Annotated in this window: 18 protein-coding genes; 15 read left to right on the top strand and 3 right to left on the bottom strand. The window is 43.5% G+C overall.

The genetic code is table 11. The annotated features are described in order from the left end of the window. Positions 1-27: 27 nt before the first annotated feature. The 3 genes from A7985_RS15705 (at position 28) to A7985_RS15695 (ending at position 3,813) form a co-directional block, all read left to right on the top strand. Positions 28-1,725 (top strand): carbon starvation CstA family protein, encoded by a 1,698-nt coding sequence (locus A7985_RS15705; protein WP_065791397.1) that lies wholly within the window; start codon positions 28-30, stop codon positions 1,723-1,725. 64 nt (positions 1,726-1,789) lie between these two features. Further along, on the top strand, positions 1,790-3,322 hold the full coding sequence (locus tag A7985_RS15700) for a M17 family metallopeptidase (protein ID WP_065791396.1): 1,533 nt from the start codon (positions 1,790-1,792) through the stop codon (positions 3,320-3,322). A 95-nt stretch (positions 3,323-3,417) separates the two neighbouring features. Continuing rightward, on the top strand, positions 3,418-3,813 hold the full coding sequence (locus A7985_RS15695) for an HIT domain-containing protein (RefSeq protein ID WP_065791559.1): 396 nt from the start codon (positions 3,418-3,420) through the stop codon (positions 3,811-3,813). Positions 3,814-3,826: 13 nt separating this feature from the next. On the opposite strand, the gene A7985_RS15690 is transcribed toward A7985_RS15695, so the two are convergent. Beyond that, entirely contained in the window at positions 3,827-5,509 is a 1,683-nt protein-coding gene (locus A7985_RS15690) for a dipeptidyl-peptidase 3 family protein (RefSeq protein ID WP_065791395.1), read from the bottom strand. 217 nt (positions 5,510-5,726) lie between these two features. Between A7985_RS15690 and A7985_RS15685 the strand changes: the two genes are divergently transcribed. Next, complete coding sequence (locus tag A7985_RS15685; protein WP_063370798.1) at positions 5,727-6,566, top strand: HDOD domain-containing protein; 840 nt, start codon at positions 5,727-5,729, stop codon at positions 6,564-6,566. Positions 6,567-6,604: 38 nt separating this feature from the next. Here A7985_RS15685 and rdgC read toward each other — a convergent pair whose 3' ends face one another. Beyond that, complete coding sequence (gene rdgC / locus A7985_RS15680) at positions 6,605-7,513, bottom strand: recombination-associated protein RdgC (protein WP_065791394.1); 909 nt, start codon at positions 7,511-7,513, stop codon at positions 6,605-6,607. 152 nt (positions 7,514-7,665) lie between these two features. Beyond that, positions 7,666-9,426 carry a sensor histidine kinase gene (locus A7985_RS15675; protein ID WP_065791393.1) on the bottom strand — a complete coding sequence of 587 codons (1,761 nt, stop codon included), beginning with the start codon at positions 9,424-9,426 and terminating at the stop codon, positions 7,666-7,668. Between the two features lie 209 nt (positions 9,427-9,635). On the opposite strand from A7985_RS15675, the gene A7985_RS15670 reads away from it, so the two are divergent. From A7985_RS15670 to nusB, 11 genes are all read left to right on the top strand, one after another. After that, positions 9,636-10,001, top strand: a complete 366-nt coding sequence (locus A7985_RS15670; protein WP_065791392.1) for a response regulator — start codon at positions 9,636-9,638, stop codon at positions 9,999-10,001. 295 nt (positions 10,002-10,296) lie between these two features. After that, positions 10,297-12,714: a bifunctional aspartate kinase/homoserine dehydrogenase I gene (gene thrA, locus A7985_RS15665; RefSeq protein WP_065791391.1), complete on the top strand. Its 2,418-nt coding sequence runs from the start codon at positions 10,297-10,299 to the stop codon at positions 12,712-12,714. Between the two features lie 10 nt (positions 12,715-12,724). Further along, positions 12,725-13,654, top strand: coding sequence for a homoserine kinase (thrB, locus tag A7985_RS15660; RefSeq protein ID WP_065791390.1), 930 nt, complete (start codon positions 12,725-12,727; stop codon positions 13,652-13,654). A 9-nt stretch (positions 13,655-13,663) separates the two neighbouring features. Then, complete coding sequence (gene thrC, locus A7985_RS15655; RefSeq protein WP_065791389.1) at positions 13,664-14,947, top strand: threonine synthase; 1,284 nt, start codon at positions 13,664-13,666, stop codon at positions 14,945-14,947. Positions 14,948-15,204: 257 nt separating this feature from the next. Next, a complete protein-coding gene (glyA, locus tag A7985_RS15650) occupies positions 15,205-16,461 on the top strand; it encodes a serine hydroxymethyltransferase (protein ID WP_063370805.1) in 1,257 nt (418 codons plus the stop codon). A gap of 173 nt (positions 16,462-16,634) precedes the next feature. Then, positions 16,635-17,084: a transcriptional regulator NrdR gene (gene nrdR / locus A7985_RS15645; protein WP_063370806.1), complete on the top strand. Its 450-nt coding sequence runs from the start codon at positions 16,635-16,637 to the stop codon at positions 17,082-17,084. Continuing rightward, positions 17,084-18,199, top strand: a complete 1,116-nt coding sequence (ribD, locus tag A7985_RS15640) for a bifunctional diaminohydroxyphosphoribosylaminopyrimidine deaminase/5-amino-6-(5-phosphoribosylamino)uracil reductase RibD (RefSeq protein WP_065791388.1) — start codon at positions 17,084-17,086, stop codon at positions 18,197-18,199. Before nrdR ends, ribD begins: the two co-directional genes overlap by 1 nt. Positions 18,200-18,207: 8 nt before the next feature. Beyond that, positions 18,208-18,864 (top strand): riboflavin synthase, encoded by a 657-nt coding sequence (locus tag A7985_RS15635; protein WP_065791387.1) that lies wholly within the window; start codon positions 18,208-18,210, stop codon positions 18,862-18,864. 34 nt (positions 18,865-18,898) lie between these two features. Next, positions 18,899-20,011, top strand: a complete 1,113-nt coding sequence (gene ribBA / locus A7985_RS15630) for a bifunctional 3,4-dihydroxy-2-butanone-4-phosphate synthase/GTP cyclohydrolase II (RefSeq protein WP_065791386.1) — start codon at positions 18,899-18,901, stop codon at positions 20,009-20,011. A 119-nt stretch (positions 20,012-20,130) separates the two neighbouring features. Next, a complete protein-coding gene (gene ribH / locus A7985_RS15625; protein ID WP_065791385.1) occupies positions 20,131-20,595 on the top strand; it encodes a 6,7-dimethyl-8-ribityllumazine synthase in 465 nt (154 codons plus the stop codon). Between the two features lie 11 nt (positions 20,596-20,606). Further along, the gene (nusB, locus tag A7985_RS15620) at positions 20,607-21,017 is read left to right on the top strand and encodes a transcription antitermination factor NusB (RefSeq protein ID WP_046356678.1); all 411 of its coding nucleotides are present in this window, start codon (positions 20,607-20,609) and stop codon (positions 21,015-21,017) included. Positions 21,018-21,035 lie beyond the last annotated feature (18 nt).

The raw sequence follows: 21,035 nt of genomic DNA, 5'->3' as shown, positions 1-21,035 counted from the left end.
ATACAACAATAACACAGAGGACATCCCATGCAATCTATAATGATAGTGTTGTTTGGTATCTTGGGTATGCTATTTGGCTGGTTTGTATATTCCAAGTTTATTGCTACAAAGATCTTCAAAATGGATGACGACTTCGTCACGCCTGCCCACGAATTTAATGACGGTGTCGATTACGTACCTACCAATAAAGTGGTGTTGTGGGGGCATCATTTTACCTCTGTTGCTGGTGCTGCACCTATTGTTGGTCCTGCGATAGCCGTTTATTGGGGCTGGGTCCCCGCCGTACTTTGGGTTGTGATTGGTACCATATTCTTTGCTGGTGTACATGATATGGGTGCACTGTGGGCCAGTGCTCGCCACAAAGGTAAGTCAATGGGCGCGCTGTCTGAAAGCGTCATAGGCAAACGTACACGCGCGTTATTTATGATAGTGGTGTTTTTGGTACTGTTGATGGTGAATGCGGTATTTGGAGTGGTCATTGCCAATTCTTTTGTTGCAAACCCCAATGCTGTATTTCCAGCTTGGGCAGCCATTGTTGTGGCGCTGATTATTGGTCAGCTGCTTAAACGTAAAGTGCCATTGGTTCCATTGTGTTTGGTTGGGGTCGCTATCTTGTATGCCACCATATATGCTGGCAGTGGTATGCCAATCGCGTTGCCAAGCGAAGTGTTTGGTTTAACCGATAAAGCGAGTTGGATTTTAATACTCTTTGTTTATGCCGCTGTTGCGTCGCTATTACCTGTTTGGATGTTACTTCAACCCCGTGATTTTATTAATGGTATGCAGCTGTTAGTGGGCTTGGTTTTGCTTTACGGTGCGGTATTTGTCGTTATGCCAGATATCACAGCGCCTGCTTTTAATACCCAGACTGCCATTGATACACCGAGTATTATTCCACTTTTATTCGTTACCATTGCCTGCGGCGCAGTATCGGGCTTTCATGGCATTGTTTCATCCGGTACTAGCTCTAAACAGTTAAACAAAGAGACCGATGGCCGTTTTGTTGGCTACCTTGGCGCAGTAGGTGAGGGATCTTTGGCATTGATCACTTTGGTGGCGGTGAGTGGTGTTATGTTGGCCGTTTCGCCTGAGGAGTGGCACGAAATATACAGCCACTTAGGCGCAGGCTCTGTAGGCGCATTTATTCAAGGCGGTTCCAATTTAATTAGTACAGGTTGGGGGCTACCTGCTGAAATTGCATCCACGCTACTTGCTGTGATGGTTGTATTGTTTGCCGGCACTACAATGGACTCTGGTGTGCGACTCCAGCGCTACATCATCCAAGAGTGGGGCGACATTTATAAATTGCCAGTCCTTAAGAATGGTATTATTGCGACTTTGGTTGCTGTAGGCTGCTGCTTACTGCTCGCGTTTGGAGCTGGTGGCGCCTCCGGTAGCGGCGGCATGATCATCTGGCCTTTATTCGGCTCAACCAACCAAATTTTAGCCAGCTTGACTCTGTTGGTTATCTCGGTCTATCTCATCAAATTAGGTCGACCTGCGAAGTTTACGCTTATCCCGATGATTTTTGTAATTTTGATGGCCTTCTTTGCAGGCTTGATTAAATTAGGTGAATACTATGAGAAAGGTAATTGGTTACTCGTAGGCCTAGATATTGTGGTACTTGTCGTGAGTGTATTAGTGATGCTTGAGGCCTGGAGTGTGGTAAGTAAACTGAAAAATACACCGCAAAGCGCACCAGACAGTAAAGAATCTAGCGTCTAGCTTGGTTCTTTGGCATAAATAGCCGATAATCGGCCCTTTCATTATAAGAAAAAGGGCCTTTTTTATGTCTTTTCCTCTCGCTCTGCCTGCATCTAGCTGGCAGCAAAATGACGCGGACGCCGTGATTGTAATCACTTCAAATGTGGCAGAATTAGGTGACGCGCAGCTCAATGAAGCTGTGGCACCTTACCTCGCTGTTGACGCAAGACTAAGCAGCCAAGCAAACGTTTTACTTGCTGAAGGTGTTCCAGGAAAGCGTTTAATTGTGGCACCGACCGGTCCATTAAATAGAGACTTCGACGACGTACGTCGCTTTTTTGAAGCAGGCCAAGCGGGTATTGCCCAAGCTAAAGCAGCGGGTGCTGTTAAACCTGTTATTGTGCTTGCAGGTGTACCGCAGGAAGCGCGCTATGCAAACGCATTGCAGGTTGCCTTTTTAGGTGCCTGTCAAATGCTTTGGCAACCACTTGAAGCGCGTGAGTATCGTGGTGCGCAGATTGAGCCGGTAGAGCAAGCGTTTTTGGTTGGTGCAGACGAAGCACTTTGTTCACAGTTAAATGCGATTGCGGCAGGCCAATATGCGGCACGCGATTTATGTGGTACTGAGCCTGAGCGTATGGCACCGCCTCGTTTTGCTGATTATTGTGTCGAGTTATTCTCAGGTACTTCGGTAAGCGTTGAAGTGATTTCTGACAGGGCAACAATCGATAGAGACTATCCGATGCTTGGTACTGTTGCGCGTGCATCTTACGCTGTTGAGCGTCATCATCCTCGTGTTGTTAAGATGGAATACGTACCAGAAGGTGACGTGGAGCGCACTTTGATGTTCGTCGGTAAAGGACTTGTGTATGACACAGGTGGTGCCGACCTTAAAGTGGGTGGTTTTATGGCTGGTATGAGCCGTGACAAAGGCGGCGCAGCATCTGTGGCAGGCTTTATGAAAGCGGTTGCTCAGTATCAACCTAAAGGTGTCAAAGTGGTTGCCTACTTGGCCGTGGTGAGAAACTCGATTGGCTCAGATTGTTTTGTACCAGATGAGATCATAGAAACGCGTGAAGGTGTTCGTGTACGTATCGGTAATACGGATGCGGAAGGGCGCTTGGCAATGGGCGATCTATTAAGTGAAATAAAAGACGCTGCCAAGTCTGAGATTAACCCTGAGCTATTTACCGTGGCAACACTGACGGGCCATGCCGCACGCGCAATGGGTCCTTATAGCGCATATGTTGAAAATGGACCGGCACGTGCAAACTCTGTATCTCGTTTAATCGCTGATCAAGGTGATCTATGGGCTGATTGTGCTGAAGTGTCACGCAGTCGCCGTGAAGATTATGACTTTGTTAAACCACGCACCTTAGCTGATGACGTACTATCTAGCAATAATGCGCCTTCAGCCGTAACCGCACGTGGTCACCAGTTCCCCATGGCATTCTTAGCCATCGTAGGTGGTTTAGACAAACATGGTTGTGACTCTGAGCAACCGATCCCATACGTTCACATGGACATTGCAGGCAGTGGTGTGGAAGGGGGCGATTGGCAACATGGTAAGCCAACGGCAGCAACAGTAAGTAGCTTATTCGCTCGCTACTGCTTATAAGCAACATCTAGTGCCTGAAAACACATTCAGTCACTACTTTTTAATTCAAAAGCAGATATCATTGATATCTGCTTTTCTATTTGGAGTGTTTAATGATGACTTTTGAATTGGCCCCAGAATTACAACGAGATTGTATTGAACTGGCTAATTGGCCCCTTTGCAAAGTTTTACTTATGAATGATAGTCAGTATCCGTGGTTTATTTTAGTGCCAACAGTGCCTGGGCTGAGAGAGATTATCGATCTTGACGAGCAGCAGCAAACTCAGTTTTGGCAAGAGTCAAAGCAGTTAAGCGAACTGCTAATGTCTGTATTTACCCCACACAAGCTAAATGTAGCAGCACTGGGTAATATGGTACCTCAACTACATGTTCATCATATCGCACGTTTTGAGGATGATGCGGCATGGCCTAAACCGGTATGGGGTGTAAACCCAGCTAAGGCATATACGGAAGCGCAATTGGCGGAGCTAAAAAAGGCGCTAGCTTTGTAGCGCCCTCGAGAAGTTAAAGTCCAAGCACCGCTTTACCTTGCTTAAAGGTGACATCCACAGGAATGTTCGCCTGAGCGAGTTTAGTCAAGTCTGCCTGTAACTCAGCTTTGATATCACCATGGGTGGCGATGAGCTGATCAACTTTTTGGTAATCCCCCTCACCTTGCAGAGTCAGAATTAGATTAGATAATTTCGCCATTGCAGCGCCCATTTTTTCCATATCAACTTGATATAGTCCTTGGGCATTTTTAGAGAAAGCGCCTTCTTGTTTAAAGAAGTTAAAGCGGATCATGTTGGCTTTACCATGCGCGCTTGAAGCACCAAATCGTACCGAACGGAAAATACCCGCCATAAATGTAACGTAGTAGTCCTCTAGCGTGCCTTCAGTGATCTCTCCTTTTTTCAGTAGTTGTTCAACCATATACAGGCCAAGAATGTCAGCTTTGCCTTCTTCAATGGCACTGGCATGCTCTTGAAGCGACTGCCTGACCGTACCTTTTCCTGTAATGGTATTCTTGATACCTAAGCCGTGGGCGACTTCATGAAACATCGTATTGGCGAAAAACGCGTTAAAGGTAATATGTTTACGCTGTTCAGGCACAATTAACTGATCTGCTATAGGTACCAATATTTTGTCAAACTTTGCACGCATCGCATTTTTTAATTGTAATCTACGTGTCCCTTTTTCAAGCTGTACTTGCTCATCATTGGGCAGGTTGATCGCGATCGTTTTGCTGCCTGCATTTGAATGGCCTGCGTAATAAACAACATCATAGGCATTGAGGTCAGCATCTGAACCTGGTACTTCTTGTTTGTATTTTTGGTCTACGGGCAAGCCTGTTTGTAACTCAGGTAAAAACGCTGCAAATTTTGCAAGGCGTTCACTCCAAGCGAGATCTTTCACTAAGACATATGACTCAAAGGCGCTACGATAACCAAACAACTGATCCTCATAAGTTTCAATTGGCCCGATGACCACATCGATTGGGTTATTCTTCATGTCCATCCAAGCAAAATCAGATGGTTGGTAGCTGTTATTGAGCAATGCATCAGCGCGCAAGTTCAGGTAGTTTGCAAAGTCTTTATCAACGGCTAAATTACTCGCTTGGCGTAGTAGTTTAGCTGCTTGTTCTAGCTCGGCTCTAAACTCTGTGGCATAGGCTGTGCTGTACAAGTTACCTTGCTGATCTCGCTTGACCATCGAATATAAGCCCTGCTTGTCCTTGAAATCCGCATTGTTAAGTTCTGATTTGGTGATGTCATTAGGGTAAAATTGTGCACCCGGTGCTTTTTCACCAAAAGTACTGAGGAACACTTTGTCGCCATCCAAACGGTCCCATGGGCCATAGTTAATATCAGCAAAGCGACGTACTTCAGGGTCTTCAATTCGTGACAAGAACGCTGCTTTATCCTCTGTGAATGCTTGTTTCCAGAATAAATCATCCATGATTTTCGAGGCATCAATCAAGATACCAATCATTTTCTTTTGATTGTCATTGAGGTGGCTTAAGTCGCTTGTTAGTGTGACTTCGGTGTAAATATCTAAACGCTGTTTATCTATGTTTTGCAGTGTATAGCTTGCCCCTTGTGCTGCAGATTGCTGAGTGTTTGTAGACTCTTCTGTTTGTTGTGAGCAAGCACTCACAAGCAAACCAGAGGCGACTAAAATTGCACTGGATAGTTTAGAAAGTTTCATCATTTACCCTTGAGTTTTTAGTTATTATGATTGTGAGGCTCTATGATGCTGAAAAAAGGCGTTTTGAGCAAACAGTTGAGGCAAAGTATTATTTTATAATTTTTTGTAAGAATAATTTTTATACTTTTCTTAACTTTATCGAGAAGTTAGACGATACTTAAATGAGCTAAAAATTATAAGGCCATAGCTAAGTGGCGAATTTAAAGGACTTGACCATATGTCTACAGAAAACGCATTACTTACCATTCTTGTCGATAAAATTAATAACGATACACTTGTCTTACCGACTTTACCTGAAGTTGCAGTGCGAGTCCGCCAAGCTGCTGATGATCCTGAGGTAAACTTACTTCAAATGGCGGATGTGATCTCGCATGACCCCGCTCTTGCCGCGCGCATGATTAAAGTGGCAAACAGTGGTTTTATGGGCCGTTCCATCAAAGTGAATACGCTAAATCAGGCGGTTACTCGAATTGGCTTACGGCAAATAAAAAATATAGCGACAGCGATGGCGATGGAGCAATTGTTTGTCTCAAATAACAAGCTGATAAAAACCTACATGGATAAGGCTTGGCAAAAAACGCTGAAGGTCGCGTGCCAAGCTATTTCGACGATGGAGTTTTATTTGCGGATTAACAAACACACCTCATTGAATAAAGACACCATCACTTTGGCATCTTTGGTTTTTAATATTGGTGTACTACCCATCTTAACGGAAGCCGAGAAACACCCAGAAGTGTTTGCAAATCCAAGCTTTTTAGCTCATGCAATTCAAAAGTTGGCCGGCAGAATTGGCGGCGCAATTATGCGTGAGTGGGGCTTTACGGATGAATTTGTTGAAGTTGCAGAAAGCTGGGCTAATCCCAATTATAAACCTGAACATGTGTGTTACGTAGATTTTATTCGTGCAGGTGCCATTGTAGAAGGTATTTTGCAAGTATCAGACAAAGCGGCTGCTTTGGGCGTCTATGAAGAAAAGGGCGTGCTACGCTCAATTGATACGTTTACAGATGACGCTTACCTTGAGCTATTAGCGGATGTGAAATCCATGTTTGCATAGTCAAAATATAATAAAAAAGGGCCTACAGGCCCTTTTTTTTACAAATCGTCTTTATCGCCAAGCTCTTTTGTTAAGTCTTCTAGCAGCTCTTTGACCTCTTCTGATACCAAAATAAAATCTGCATCCAGTTTAATGGCCAAGTCTTCTTTTGGAATATCTGCATTTTGCTCTTTCAGCGCATCGTTATAACTAACACGTTTAATTGAACCATCGTTTTGCAATAAAAATTGTACGCGCTCGCGCCAATCAAGGGCCAGCTTGGTGACGCGTTTACCATTCTCTAGGTGAAGCTTAATTTCATCACTGGCAAGGTCGTGCTGCTTGAGCTTCACTTGCGCACCCTCGTCTGTAGCGTCTTGCAATTCTGCGTCATTACCTATGGCAAAGCCTTCAGGCGCTTCGAACTTTGTTAGCCAGTCAGTTAGGAATACATCCAAATCATAATTGGCAAATGCTGGCACGATTGGCAGTGTACCCAGTGATTTACGTAGCAGTGCCATCATTTCTTCGGCTTTGTTAAAGCTTGCACTGTTAACAATGACCCAACCGCTCTCTTGGTCGATAAACGCAAATTGTAGACTCGACTTTTTGAATGCTTGTGGCAGTAAAGTTGCGAGAATATTTTCTTTTAACTCGTCTTTTTCTTTCTTTTTAACTGGGCGGTTTTCTTCGCGCTCAATTTGCTCAACTTTTTCGGCGACCATGTCGTTAATGACTGCCGCAGGTAGCACTTTTTCTTCACGTTTGGCGCACAATAGAATGCTATTCTGTGAAAAGTGTGACAGAGTCTGTCCATGTTTGCCTAATGCGTTTACCCAGCCAAATGTGCTCATATCTTGGCTGCCACAAGAGCGAAAAATATCCTGCTCTAGTGCTTTTTCAAAGTCTTCTTGTGTGTACGAAACATCTTGCTTAAAACGGTAACAGATTAGGTTGCTGAACCACATATCATTTAAAATCCGAGTGTGAAAAAACGAACTGCATCATAGCAAATCTCTAATGTCGCGAGCAAAGGCTAAAATGGTTAAATTGACTGATTTGATGATCTCATTGGGGGTGAATGTGGTGAGCCGCATGTTTGAGGCCCACCTAAAGTCCACTAACTAAACATGGCTTGTTGTGCTTGCATCTCTTTTGGAAAACGGATGTAGTAAGTTAACCCTTTACCTTCCTCGGAACTCACTTCAATATCGCCATTTAATGTTTGTTTAACAAGGTTAAAGGTGATGTGTGTGCCGAGGCCACTACCGCCTTGATCTCGCTTAGTCGTGAAGAAGGGGTCAAATAATTTCTCTAACTGAGCGGGCGACACACCTTTACCATTATCTTTATACACAATTTTTACATCATCATTGTCATCGGTTATTTGAATATCAATGACGCCCTTATTTATGCCTTCGAAGCCGTGGATCAAGGAATTCATAATCAAGTTTGTGAATATCTGACTAATGGCGCCTGCGGGCAAGTTTAAGGTCAAGTCTGCAGGGCAATCGATGTTCACTTCATGGGCTGTTTTTTTCAGCTTAGGTTGTAAGGAGCGTAATACTTCGCCGAGATATTGGTTAAAGTTGATTGTCCTAACAGCCTCACTTGCCTGATCTACCGCAATTTGTTTAAAGCTAGCAACTAACTCTGACGCTCTCGCTAAGTTGTTGGTTAATAAGCTTGTGCTTTGTTTAGCTTCATGCATAAATTCTTCAAGTGCTTTAGGCGATAGTGTTTTTTCTTTATAGGCCGCTTCTAGTTGGTCTAAACGCTCTTGTAAGAATGATGTGGCGGTGACACCTATACCAACCGGTGTGTTGATGTCGTGGGTAATACCTGCTACCAAGCCACCCAATGCAGCCATTTTTTCTGAGCCAACTAAGCGTTCTTGCGCCATGTTGAGTTCTTCAACATATTTTTCAAGCTCGTTCTGTTTGGTTAGCAGCTCTTCTTCTGTTTGACGTCTTAAATCAATTTCTTCTGTTAACGTCAGTTTTTGTTTTTCTAGTTCATATTTTTGTTGTTGCAGGTCCATCATAGCCTGACTTAAATTTGAAGTTTTGCGGGCGACTTCTTGTTCCAGTTGAATATTGTGCTGGTCGAGCTTTTCATTGCTGATAATGAGCTCTTTTTGAGTTTGATCTAATTGCTTTCGATACTCGGCCACCTTATCTATCAATTTATTGAACGCTTCTTCCATTACTTTTAATTCATTGCGCTCGGTGGTATCTATTTCTATTTTGTGGCCGTCGACATTATCTACTTCAAAGTCTTCAATCTGCTCCGTTAAGTCGGTGAGCGGTTCGGTTAGTAGCTTTCTAAACGCAAGTAAAAATAAAATGATCAGGAAGGTGGTTTTCACCATCGCATTACCAATTAAGAAGTAAATTGAGATCATTATTCGGCTGAAAACGACTTCTCTACTTGAAAAAAGTGTGACATCACCGACTTGGGTGGCTCTGCCAGAAAATTCGAATATAAGCGGAAATGTATAACCAAATAAGCCGGAAGGAGTGTCTTCAATTAAGGCTTCTTCTTGGACGAGCTGTTGGCTGTATAGTTCATGGATATTCAGTGAGCGACCGAGTTGGGAAATTATTTCTCCGCTGTCATCCCGGACGATTATCCCTTCTATCATAGGAATAGCTAACAGGCCTTCAGCTGTAGTAACGGTTTGTTTCGTGTTGAGTTCCCAAATGGCACGGGTCAGGCTGCGACTGAACGTTTTTTGCAGCATGGTTAGCTCATTGCGAATATAATCTTTGGTGTTTACGTATTCTGCGACAACTTGTCCACAAGTCACCACAAACGTTAGTAGGAAGTAAACTGACAGAACATTTGTGAGCAGTTTTTTCGACAGACTTTTCTGTAGCATGGAGTATTCTTAGCTCCTGACAACCAAATTAATGCGCGCGTGTTAAACTTAAAGTTAGCCAATAAATGGCTAAAAATAAATGTTTATCTTGCTATCTTTACAACATACAAGTAGAGATAAAAAACTTACTGGATGTTGATTATTGTGTTATAAGATTAGAACAACAATAACGTTTATTTGTTACTAGAACAATAAAGATTTACCTTCATATGAGCTATTCTGTGTTAGTGTGCGACGATTCTACTGTTGCCCGGAAGCAAGTGGTGCGTTGTCTAACATCAAACCTTGATGTAGATGTGTGTCAGGCTAAAAATGGTCGAGAGGCAGTCGAAATATTGCAAAAATCGCAAATTGATCTGCTTTGCTTGGACCTGACAATGCCCGAATTGGATGGCGTGGGTGTACTTGAAGCAATTAAAGCGCACAAAATCGAAACTTTTGTTGTTGTGATATCAGCGGATATCCAAGCTCAAATGAAAACCAAAGTAGCGCAACTCGGCGCAATTCAATTTTTGGAAAAACCAGTCAGAGCAGAACAATTACTCACATTGTTAAGCGAATATGGAATTCGTTAGATAGTCTTTCCCTTTCTTTGTTTGTATCTTGAACTTTTTGCATATTTAATTTGCTTCCAGCTGCTTGACAGATTGCCCAAGGATCAGGCAGTCTAGTTTAGGTAAGCAATTTTTAAACAACTTTGAATTAGGTTAGTCAAAGAAACTATGAACCGAATTACACGTAACGTGACAATTATTATTACGACCACCATCCATACTGGATAGTGGCATAGGTCCGTGCGTAATCATAAAAGGCCTGTGCTCACCGAGAGCACAGGCCTTTTTTCGTTTTAGGAATGAGGAAAAACACAGTATGCGAGTTTTAAAGTTTGGGGGCTCTTCATTGGCGGATTTTGATTGTCTGCAACGAGTACAGTCTCTGATATCAAATTACAGCAATGGCAGTGCAGTGGTCGTGCTTTCAGCGCCTGGTGGTATGACAGACCAATTAGTGGAATTAGCGGATTGTGCTGCTAACGGCCAAGACTATGAAGCACTATGGGAAGTATTTGAGTCTCGTTGCAACGCACTTAAAGCATCGGTGGAGTCTGAGTTCGGTACTTTGGTTGAATGGCCAAAGTTGAATGAACTGAAAGACAAACTTGCCGGCGTCAAGTTGCTTAAGCAATGTCCTGATTCAGTTAACGCCTTTGTGATTAGTTTTGGAGAGCGGATCAGTGTTGCACTGATGGTCACTATGCTAAAAAACCACAGCGCACAAGCTTTAGACGCTACCCAGTGCATTAAAACTCAATCACAATACTTGGACTCAGAAGTGAACCTTGAGCAAACCAAGGTTGCGCTTGCCAAACACATAGATTCAAAAGGCGCGGGTGTATACATCGTAGCTGGTTTTACTGGCAGCAATGAATTAGGTGAACTGACGACGCTCGGTCGAAACGGTTCTGATTACTCAGCAGCCGTAATTGCTGCAAGTATTAATGCAGAGATCTGCCAAATATGGACGGACGTGGACGGTGTTTATAGTGCGGACCCTCGCCTTATCAAAAAAGCAACGAAAGTAGCTAAGTTGTCTTATAAGGAGGCTATGGAGCTGGCGTACTTTGGTGCAAAAGTACTGCACCCTAAAACAATCTTGCCATGTGCCAAAGCGAATGTGCCTTGCGAAATTAAAAACACGCATGATCCTGACGTTCCTGGCTCCATGATTTCAGCGCAAAGTGATAATGACTCGCCTGTAAAAGCGCTATCTAGTTTAGATAAACTTGCGATGCTAACGGTCTCTGGGCCAGGCATGAAAGGCAAAGTGGGGATGGCTGCTCGGGTATTTTCGGCACTGGCAAATGACAACGTATCTATTGTACTTATTACACAATCTTCTTGTGAGTTTAGTATTAGCTTCTGTGTTTATGAGCAAGACTTACCACTTGCAATGCAGGCGTTACAGTCAGCCTTTGAATTAGAAACGAAAGCTGGTCTTATCGAACCTATTGAGGTCCAAAAGGATCTTGCGATAGTCACCCTAGTGGGAGACAACATGCGCTCGCACAAAGGGTTGGCCGCCAAGTTCTTTGCTTCTTTGGCGCAAGCGCAAGTTAACATTGTAGCGATTGCACAAGATTCAACTGAAAGCGCGATTTCTGCGGTTGTGTCAGGTGAACTGTGTAAAGACGCGATGAAGGTTTGTCATGAAAATTTCTTTACTCATGTCCCATCCATAGACGTGTTCCTATTAGGTTGTGGGTTAGTTGGCACAGAGTTGGTCAAACAATTGGAAAAGCAACAAAGTTGGCTGGCTAACAGAAATATCAAATTGAATTTGTATGGCGTTGCCAATTCGAAAAAGTGTTTATTGTCAACGGATGGTATTCAATTTCAGGACTGGCAGTCGCAGTTAGCCGTGTCTGAGGTGTCACTCTCTATTGACAAACTGGAGCAATTTGTCAAAGCCAACCATTTAATTAACCCCGTGATTGTGGATTGTAGTTCTTCTCAAGTACTGGCAGACCAATACAGCCAATTTTTAGAAGCCGGGTTTCACGTCGTTGCCGCTAATAAAAAAGCCAATACTGGCGATATGGCCTATTACAGGCAGTTAAAGCAAGCGGCTGTTAATTCGGGCAGAAAGTTTTTATACGAAACCAATGTTGGCGCGGGACTGCCTGTATTGGATAACTTGCAACTGTTGTTTGGTGCGGGTGATGAACTGCTCTCTTTCAGTGGCATACTATCAGGCTCACTGTCATATATGTTTGGTGCAATTGAAGATGGGCTATCTCTTTCTGAAGCAACGGTAAAAGCGAAACTCAATGGGTTTACCGAACCAGATCCAAGAGATGACCTATCTGGCACAGATGTCGCTCGTAAATTATTGATTATTGCCCGTGAAGCCGGTTTTGAGTTAGAGCTGGGTGATATAGAAGTAGAGCCTGTTGTCCCCGATGATTTTGCAGAGGGAACCTGTGTTGAGGACTTTATGGCGCGTTTGCCAGAGCTAGACGCTGCGTTTTCTGACAGAGTACAAAGCGCGGCAAGTGAAGGTAAAAAGTTACGCTATGTGGGCAGTATAACGAATGGCAAATGCAGAGTGGGTATAGAAGCAGTTGATGCGCAGCATGCACTGTTTGACATTCGAGATGGCGAGAATGCACTGGCTATTTTGAGTCAATACTATCAGCCTAAACCTTTTGTGATTCGAGGCTATGGTGCTGGCGCAGAAGTGACAGCGGCAGGTGTTTTCGCAGACATACTAAAGACTCTATCTAGATAAGGAAGGCAGCATGAGAAAGTTTTTTGCGCCAGCATCTATTGGCAACTTTTGTGTTGGTTTTGACTCTTTAGGTGCCGCAATCGCGCCTGTGGATGAGCAATTGTTAGGAGATATTGTTCATATCGAAGAGGCCGAACAAGATACATTTCAATGCATAGGTGAATATGCCCATAAATTACCAAGCAATCAGGAAGAAAACTTGGCTTTTCAGTGTTTGACTCATTTTAGAGCGCATGTCAAAGCTGATATGCCGAGTGTCTCACTCACGCTTGAAAAGCGCTTACCAATTGGCTCAGGGTTAGGTTCAAGCGCCTGCTCAGTGGTGGCGACTTTTGCGGCGCTCAATGCATATAGTGGAACAGCACTCTCTCAGGTACAAATGATTGAATTGATGGCTGACTTTGAAGCAAAAGTCAGTGGTGCGCGCCATTATGACAACATTACACCTTGCTATTTAGGCGGTTTACAATTGACATCTGAGATAGTGCCAGATAGAGCAATTGCATTACCCACGTCACCGGATTGGCACATTGTTGTTGCGTTCCCTGGATTTGCGTTAAATACCGCACAGGCTAGAGCCGTTTTACCATCATCTTTAAGTCTTGGTCAGAGTGTAGGATTTGCACAGCGATTAGCGACTTATACTGCCTTATTGCAGCAAAAGCGTTTCAATAATGCATTGGCGTTAATGCAGGATACGATAGCAGAACCAAGTCGGGTACCGCTTATAAAGGGGTTCGCAGAAGCGCAGTTGAGCTTACCTGAGCTTGGCGCAGAAGTAGTGAGTATTTCCGGTGCAGGACCAACATTATTTGCATTATGTACGTCCTTTGAAAGTGCTAAACGCTGTGAAGGCTGGTTAAACGCAAACTATGTAGACGAAAATGGCTTTAGCCATATCTGTAAATTTGATAATCAAGGCACTCGAGAGCTTGCTTAAGGAATAAATATGAATTTAGTAAATTTAATGGACCCAGAACAACAGGTTTCGTTTACAGAAGCGGTTAAAGTGGGATTGGGCCGAAATCAAGGGGTTTTCTTTCCTGATGAGCTTCACAAACTGACTGACATTGAAGCGTTATTGGCACTCCCATTTGCAAAACGCAGTGGCAAAATTTTACAACATTTAATTGGCAATGAACTACCGGAAGATACGCTTAATGACATGGTGGCGCGTGCATTTAACTTTCCAGCACCACTTGTTCAAGTTGAAGAAAATAAATATTGCTTGGAATTGTTTCATGGCCCAACTTTAGCCTTTAAAGATTTTGGCGGGCGCTTTATGTCTGAATGTATTAGCTTGTTCAGTCAAGGTGAGCGAGTCACGATATTAACAGCCACCAGCGGTGATACAGGCGCTGCTGTTGCGCACGCGTTCTACGAAAAAGAAAACGTGGATGTTGTTATACTTTATCCAAAAGGTAAGATTTCCCTCGCGCAACAAAAGCTGTTTACAACGCTGGGCAAAAATATTCATTGTTATGCCGTTGATGGCAGCTTTGATGATTGCCAAGCACTTGTTAAACAGGCATTTTTAGATGATGAAGTAAAGACTAAACTGGGGCTTAACTCAGCTAATTCAATTAATATTAGCCGTCTTTTAGCGCAAGTTTGCTATTACTTCGAGGCATTTTCACAAGTGCCACGTGACCTGCGCAACAATGTTCATATTTCAGTACCGAGCGGTAATTTTGGTAATGTGTGCGCGGCGATGATCGCAGCAGCAATCGGCCTGCCGGTGAAAAAGCTCAGTGCGACAACCAACCAAAATGATACCGTACCGCGATACCTGCAGTCTGGAAAGTGGGATCCAAATGCCACATTAGAGTCACTTTCAAATGCGATGGATGTGAGTAAACCTAATAACTGGCCACGCGTTGAAAGCATGATCAAAAACGGTGTGTTCAATAAAGATTACTTTTATTCAAGTTCTGTATCGGAGTCACGGACAAGAGAAGTGATGCAGGAAATCAACTCGCAAGGGTATATTGCAGAACCTCATACCGCTATCGCTTATGAAGGTCTCGATTTGAACTGTGAGGCTGGCGAAACGGGTATTTTCTTAGCAACAGCACATCCTGCGAAGTTTAAAGAGTCTGTAGAAAGCGTTTTACAACAACAGCTTGAAATGCCAGAAGTGTTGTCTGACGCACTGGCTAAGCCATGCCTAGCTGAAACGATTGATGCCGATTATGCTCAGCTTAAACAACGTATATTTGCCAAGTTAGCATAAAATATCTCGCACTAATTTTTGAATTAGCATGCACATAAAGCCACTTATTATGTGCATGCGCATTTCAATTTCAAATGTAATCCCGATATTGCATAAATAAATTTTATGTTTAAATAAAAAAATATCATCCCATAAAGACTGTGAAATAAATTCAATCCCTGCTTAAATATGCTCACGCAGATTTCGTAGGCAACTGACCGTAAATTGCGTACAATTGCAGACGATAAACTTAATCATACGTGCACCTAGGAGAAACCATGTTAGAACGTAACATGAATATTGCAGATTTTGACCCTGAATTACATCAAGCGATCCAGTCAGAGACGACTCGTCAAGAAGAGCATATCGAACTAATCGCATCTGAAAACTACTGTAGCCCACGTGTACTAGAGGCGCAGGGGTCACAGCTTACAAATAAATATGCTGAAGGTTACCCAGGCAAGCGTTATTATGGCGGTTGTGAGCACGTAGATGTTGTTGAGCAGTTAGCAATTGATCGCGCGTGTGAGCTATTTGGCGCAGATTACGCAAACGTGCAACCGCACGCAGGTTCTCAAGCAAACGCTGCGGTTTTCCAAGCGCTACTTCAGCCACATGACACTGTACTAGGTATGAGCCTTGCTCACGGTGGTCACCTTACGCACGGTTCTCATGTTAATTTCTCTGGTAAAACTTACAATGCTATTCAGTACGGTCTAAATGAAGAGACTGGTGAAATTGACTACGCACAAGTTGAAGCGCTAGCGCTTGAGCACAAGCCAAAAATGATCATCGGTGGTTTTTCAGCATACTCAGGTATTGTTGATTGGGCTAAATTCCGTGAGATTGCTGATAAAGTAGGTGCATATCTATTAGTTGATATGGCACACGTAGCGGGTCTTGTTGCTGCTGGTGTATACCCAAATCCAGTACCTCACGCGCACGTAGTAACAACGACAACTCACAAAACTCTGGCTGGTCCTCGTGGTGGTTTGATTGTGTCTGCTTGTGGCGATGAAGACATCTACAAGAAGTTAAACAGCGCGGTATTCCCTGGCGGTCAAGGTGGTCCTCTATGTCATGTTATCGCTGCTAAAGCGGTTGCATTTAAAGAAGCGCTAGAGCCAGAATTTAAAGCTTACCAAACACAAGTTGTTAAGAACGCACAAGCGATGGTTGCGGTACTTCAAGAGCGTGGTTATAAAGTGGTTTCTGGTAAGACTGATAACCACCTGTTCCTTCTTGACCTAATCGACAAAGATATCACAGGTAAAGATGCTGATGCAGCACTTGGCCGTGCAAACATCACAGTAAACAAGAACTCAGTACCAAACGACCCGCGTTCTCCATTTGTAACGTCTGGTCTGCGTATTGGTTCTCCAGCAATTACACGTCGTGGCTTCAAAGAAGCGGAAGCGGGTGAACTAGCAGGTTGGATCTGTGACGTACTAGACAACATCAATGATGAGTCTGTGCAAGCTGAAGTGAAAGAAAAAGTAAAAGCTATCTGCGCTAAATTACCAGTTTACGCATAATTTAAGACACAATTAGTGTTATTTTTGATATCATTAAGGCCGCAATTATGCGGCCTTTTTTATTGTTAAATATCACGCGCTGCATTTAAAACGAGAGTTAACTCAACGGATTAAATGTTAGCTGCCAACCACAAAGCGCCGCATTGTAGAGATTGACTATACAGTGAGAATATATGCATTGTCCTTTTTGTACGGCGAAAGATACCAAAGTTATTGATTCGCGATTAGTGGCCTCAGGTCACCAAGTACGTCGTCGTCGTGAGTGTATTGTTTGTCATGAGCGCTTTACAACTTTTGAGGGCGCGGAGCTTCTCATGCCCAGAGTCATTAAGCAAGATGGCACAAGAGAACCGTTTAATGAAGATAAATTATTAAATGGTTTACACCGAGCATTGGAAAAACGTCCTGTCAGTACAGAGCAAATTGAAGAAGTAGTACATCAGATTAAATCTCAAATCAGAGCCACCGGTGAACGTGAAGTTAATAGCCAAATGATTGGTGAGTGCATCATGGAAGCGTTAAAAAAATTGGACAAAGTGGCATATGTTCGTTTCGCTTCGGTGTACCGTAGTTTTGAAGATATTAAAGAGTTTGGCGAAGAAATAGCGAGGCTTGGCGACTGATGAATTTCACTCAGGCAGATCACGATTATATGGCAATGGCCATCGCGCTTGCTAAACAGGGCTTTAACACTACAACGCCAAATCCAAATGTAGGCTGTGTCATCGTAAAAGAAGGTGAAATCGTCGGTCAAGGGTTTCATGTCCAAGCTGGTGGCCCTCATGCAGAAGTTTTTGCACTGCGTGAAGCAGCAGAACAAGCACGTGGCGCTACGGCTTATGTCACTCTCGAGCCGTGTAGCCACTATGGTCGAACCCCCCCGTGTGCTAAGGGGTTAATTGATGCTGGTGTAAGTAAAGTCATTTGCGCCATGGTAGATCCGAACCCTGAAGTGGCTGGCAACGGCTTAAAAATGTTGCAACAGGCAGGTATTGAAACAGCTTCTGGGCTTTTAGAGCAAGAAGCTAGGGCGCTTAATAAAGGTTTTCTCAAGCGTATGGAGCATGGCCTACCCTACGTGGTGGCAAAGCTCGCTGCGAGCTTAGACGGCAAAACAGCATTGCAAAATGGCAAAAGCAAATGGATAACCGGACCAGATGCAAGGCGTGATGTCCAAGCATTTAGAGCTAAGAGCTGCGCGATTTTGTCTGGCGCTGATACAGTCTTGACCGATAATGCCCGCCTTAATGTACGAGCTGAGGAATTGCCTAGTTTAATCCCAGCGCAAGACAGTGTTGATGTCCGACAGCCACTGCGAATTATCATTGATACTCAAAATCGTCTATTGCCGAGTCTTGCGCTCTTTGAAAGCCATTCTAAAGTTATTATTTTACGTTCAAAGCTTGATAATCAGCACAACTGGCCTCACTTTGTAGAACAAGTCTGTCTTCCAACGATAAATAATAAGCTTGATTTAAAGGCAGTACTTAGTTTTCTAGCGAGCAGGGACATTAACCTTGTGTGGCTAGAAGCGGGGGCGACTCTGTGTGGGGTGATGCATGAGCAAGGCTTGATTGATGAGTATATTGTGTACTTTGCACCTAAAATAATTGGGGATGATGGCAAGGGATTATTTAAAAGTCACATGTTAACTGAAATGGACCAAATCCAAGAACTCCAAATAACAGATTGTACGCAAGTTGGTAATGACATTCGTATTAGCGCGATTAAAAAGTAAGAGAAACTATGTTTACAGGCATTATTGAAGCAACAGGTACGCTCGCTGAATTAACTTTGAAACAGGGTGATTTAAGTGTGCGTGTAAAATCAAGCTCACTAGACATGGCTGATGTCGCGCTCGGAGACAGCATTGCAACGAACGGCGTATGCTTAACCGTGGTTGAAAAGTACACAGATGGCTTTCGTGCTGACGTATCTAACGAAACTTTGTCGCTGACCCGCTTTGGTGAATATAGCGTAGGGCAGAAAGTGAATTTAGAAAAAGCGCTGCAGCCGATATCTCGGTTGGGCGGCCATTTGGTGTCTGGTCATGTCGATGGTATTGCCACGATTGTTGCTGTTGAAACCAACGCGCGCGCTACAGACTATTGGTTGTCTGCGCCGAGTGAGCTACTCAAGTACATACCGTACAAAGGTTCTGTGGCAATCGACGGAATTAGTCTTACCGTCAATGCCATAGAAGGTAATAAATTTAAACTTACGATAGTGCCGCATACAGCGCAAGAAACAACCATCGCTGACTTTAAAGTGGGTACTATGGTTAACTTAGAAGTTGATCAAATTGCAAGATATTTGGAGCGCTTGATTCAAGGTACACAAGCGCCAGCCAGTGAATCGACTCTCACAACCAGTTTGTTGGCACAAGCTGGCTTTATAAAATAATTGCCATACAAACAAAGTAAATAATGGGAAGATTATGAGCTTAAACAGCGCAAAAGAAATCATCGAAGATATTAAAGCCGGTAAAATGGTTATCTTGATGGACGATGAAGACCGAGAAAATGAAGGCGACTTAATCATCGCGGCAGAGCATATCACGCCCGAGGCGATTAATTTTATGGCGACATATGGCCGAGGTTTGATTTGCCTAACTATGACGCAAGAGAGATGTCAGCAACTCGACCTTCCGCTGATGGTTAGAAATAACGGCGCTCAGTTTTCTACTAACTTTACAATGTCAATTGAGGCTGCAAAAGGTGTAACAACAGGCATCTCAGCAGCCGATAGAGCACGTACAGTGCAAGCCGCGGTTGCCAAAGGCGCTGTGCCAGAAGATATTGTTCAGCCTGGTCATATTTTCCCTATTATGGCTCAGCCAGGTGGTGTTTTAACTCGTGCCGGACATACAGAGGCGGGTTGTGACTTGGCTCGTTTAGCTGGATTAGAGCCTTCATCTGTGATTGTTGAAATCTTAAACCCAGACGGCACCATGGCAAGACGCCCTGAGCTAGAAGTGTTTGCCAAAGAACATGATATTAAAATCGGCACAATTGCAGATTTAATCGAGTATCGTAACCTAAACGAAACAACAATCGAGAGAGTAGCAAAGTGTAAGCTACCTACTGAGTTTGGTGAATTTGATTTAGTTACATATAAAGACACAATTGATAACCAACTGCACTATGTTCTGCAAAAAGGTGAGATAAAAGAGAACGACCCCACGTTAGTACGTGTGCACTTACAAAGCACGTTTAATGATATTTTGCTGTCTGATCGTAGTGCTGATAGAAGCTGGACTTTACACGGTGCCATGAAGTACATCGCGGAAAATGAGGGCGTGTTGGTTATTCTAGGTAAAAATGAACAAACAGAAGACCTTGAACAACTTGTCAAAGCATTTGCGGCAGAGGACCAAGGTGAAAAAATTAATTACCGTAAGTTCCAAGGTACTTCTCGTACCGTGGGTGTTGGGTCACAAATTTTGGCGGATCTCGGGATCCAAAAAATGCGCTTAATGAGCTTACCAAAGAAATATCACGCATTGTCAGGGTTCCACCTGGAAGTTGTAGATTATGTAGAGCCTCAATAAAACTGGGCTTTAACTCTTTTTACACCTGCTGACTGGTTTGGACAGTAGGTGTTTTTCTTTAAGATGTGCTATCATGCGCGTCAATTTGGCTATTGCTAATACTGATTAGGAATCATCTAATGAAAATAATTGAAGGTAACAAATTCGCACCTGGTAAGAAATTTGCCATTGTCATTTCTCGTTTTAATGACTTTATCGGCAGTAGCTTGTTAGAGGGTGCAGTGGATGAACTAAAGCGCACTGGTGGTGTTAAAGAGGAAGACATCACAGTGGTATACGTACCAGGCGCAGTAGAGTTACCTCTTGCAGCAAAACGTCTAGCAATGAAAAAAGAGCATGATGCTATCATTGCATTGGGTGTCATCATTCGTGGCGGTACACCTCACTTTGACCTTGTTGCCAATGAGTCTAACAAAGGATTAGCAAGCGTTTCATTAGATTACGATATTCCTGTTGCATTTGGCGTATTAACGACAGAAAGTATTGAGCAAGCTATTGAACGTGCGGGAACTAAAATGGGTAACAAGGGTGGCGAAGCTGCACTTGGCGCATTAGAGATGGTTAACGTACTTGAGCAAATTTAAGAGGAATCTCAGTGAAACCAGCAGCTAGACGTAAAGCACGCGTACTTGCATTGCAAGCGGTCTATTCATGGCAGCTTAGCGGCAACCCGATTGCCGATATTGAACAGCAAATGTTAATTGAAAATGACGTTTCGAAAGTAGACGTTGAGTATTTTAAAGACTTAGCGCGTGGCGTTGCAGTAAACCATAAACAGTTAGATGAGGCTATTCAACCTCATTTGTCTCGTCCATTTGACGATTTAGACATGGTTGAATTGGCGACTTTGCGCGTGAGTGCTTACGAGCTTAAGTTCCGTGAAGATGTGCCTTATAAAGTGGCTATTAATGAAGGGATTGAACTGGCCAAGATGTTTGGTGCAGAAGACAGCCATAAATTTGTAAATGGCGTGTTGGACAAAGCAGTTAAGAAAATCCGCAAATAATTACAGTCATGAGGAGAG

This window comes from Pseudoalteromonas luteoviolacea, assembly GCF_001696455.1.
Taxonomy (GTDB): domain Bacteria; phylum Pseudomonadota; class Gammaproteobacteria; order Enterobacterales; family Alteromonadaceae; genus Pseudoalteromonas; species Pseudoalteromonas luteoviolacea_C.
The sequence above is the reverse complement of the archived record's forward strand: the minus strand, read 5'-3'. Positions and strand labels throughout refer to the sequence as shown.

Excerpts from the sequence above, each read along its gene's own strand:
- A7985_RS15705 (WP_065791397.1), top strand. The coding sequence starts at position 28 with ATGCAATCTATAATGATAGTGTTGTTTGGTATCTTGGGTATGCTATTT.
- A7985_RS15700 (WP_065791396.1), top strand. The coding sequence starts at position 1,790 with ATGTCTTTTCCTCTCGCTCTGCCTGCATCTAGCTGGCAGCAAAATGAC.
- A7985_RS15695 (WP_065791559.1), top strand. The coding sequence starts at position 3,418 with ATGACTTTTGAATTGGCCCCAGAATTACAACGAGATTGTATTGAACTG.
- A7985_RS15690 (WP_065791395.1), bottom strand. The coding sequence starts at position 5,509 with ATGAAACTTTCTAAACTATCCAGTGCAATTTTAGTCGCCTCTGGTTTG.
- A7985_RS15685 (WP_063370798.1), top strand. The coding sequence starts at position 5,727 with ATGTCTACAGAAAACGCATTACTTACCATTCTTGTCGATAAAATTAAT.
- rdgC (WP_065791394.1), bottom strand. The coding sequence starts at position 7,513 with ATGTGGTTCAGCAACCTAATCTGTTACCGTTTTAAGCAAGATGTTTCG.
- A7985_RS15675 (WP_065791393.1), bottom strand. The coding sequence starts at position 9,426 with ATGCTACAGAAAAGTCTGTCGAAAAAACTGCTCACAAATGTTCTGTCA.
- A7985_RS15670 (WP_065791392.1), top strand. The coding sequence starts at position 9,636 with ATGAGCTATTCTGTGTTAGTGTGCGACGATTCTACTGTTGCCCGGAAG.
- thrA (WP_065791391.1), top strand. The coding sequence starts at position 10,297 with ATGCGAGTTTTAAAGTTTGGGGGCTCTTCATTGGCGGATTTTGATTGT.
- thrB (WP_065791390.1), top strand. The coding sequence starts at position 12,725 with ATGAGAAAGTTTTTTGCGCCAGCATCTATTGGCAACTTTTGTGTTGGT.
- thrC (WP_065791389.1), top strand. The coding sequence starts at position 13,664 with ATGAATTTAGTAAATTTAATGGACCCAGAACAACAGGTTTCGTTTACA.
- glyA (WP_063370805.1), top strand. The coding sequence starts at position 15,205 with ATGTTAGAACGTAACATGAATATTGCAGATTTTGACCCTGAATTACAT.
- nrdR (WP_063370806.1), top strand. The coding sequence starts at position 16,635 with ATGCATTGTCCTTTTTGTACGGCGAAAGATACCAAAGTTATTGATTCG.
- ribD (WP_065791388.1), top strand. The coding sequence starts at position 17,084 with ATGAATTTCACTCAGGCAGATCACGATTATATGGCAATGGCCATCGCG.
- A7985_RS15635 (WP_065791387.1), top strand. The coding sequence starts at position 18,208 with ATGTTTACAGGCATTATTGAAGCAACAGGTACGCTCGCTGAATTAACT.
- ribBA (WP_065791386.1), top strand. The coding sequence starts at position 18,899 with ATGAGCTTAAACAGCGCAAAAGAAATCATCGAAGATATTAAAGCCGGT.
- ribH (WP_065791385.1), top strand. The coding sequence starts at position 20,131 with ATGAAAATAATTGAAGGTAACAAATTCGCACCTGGTAAGAAATTTGCC.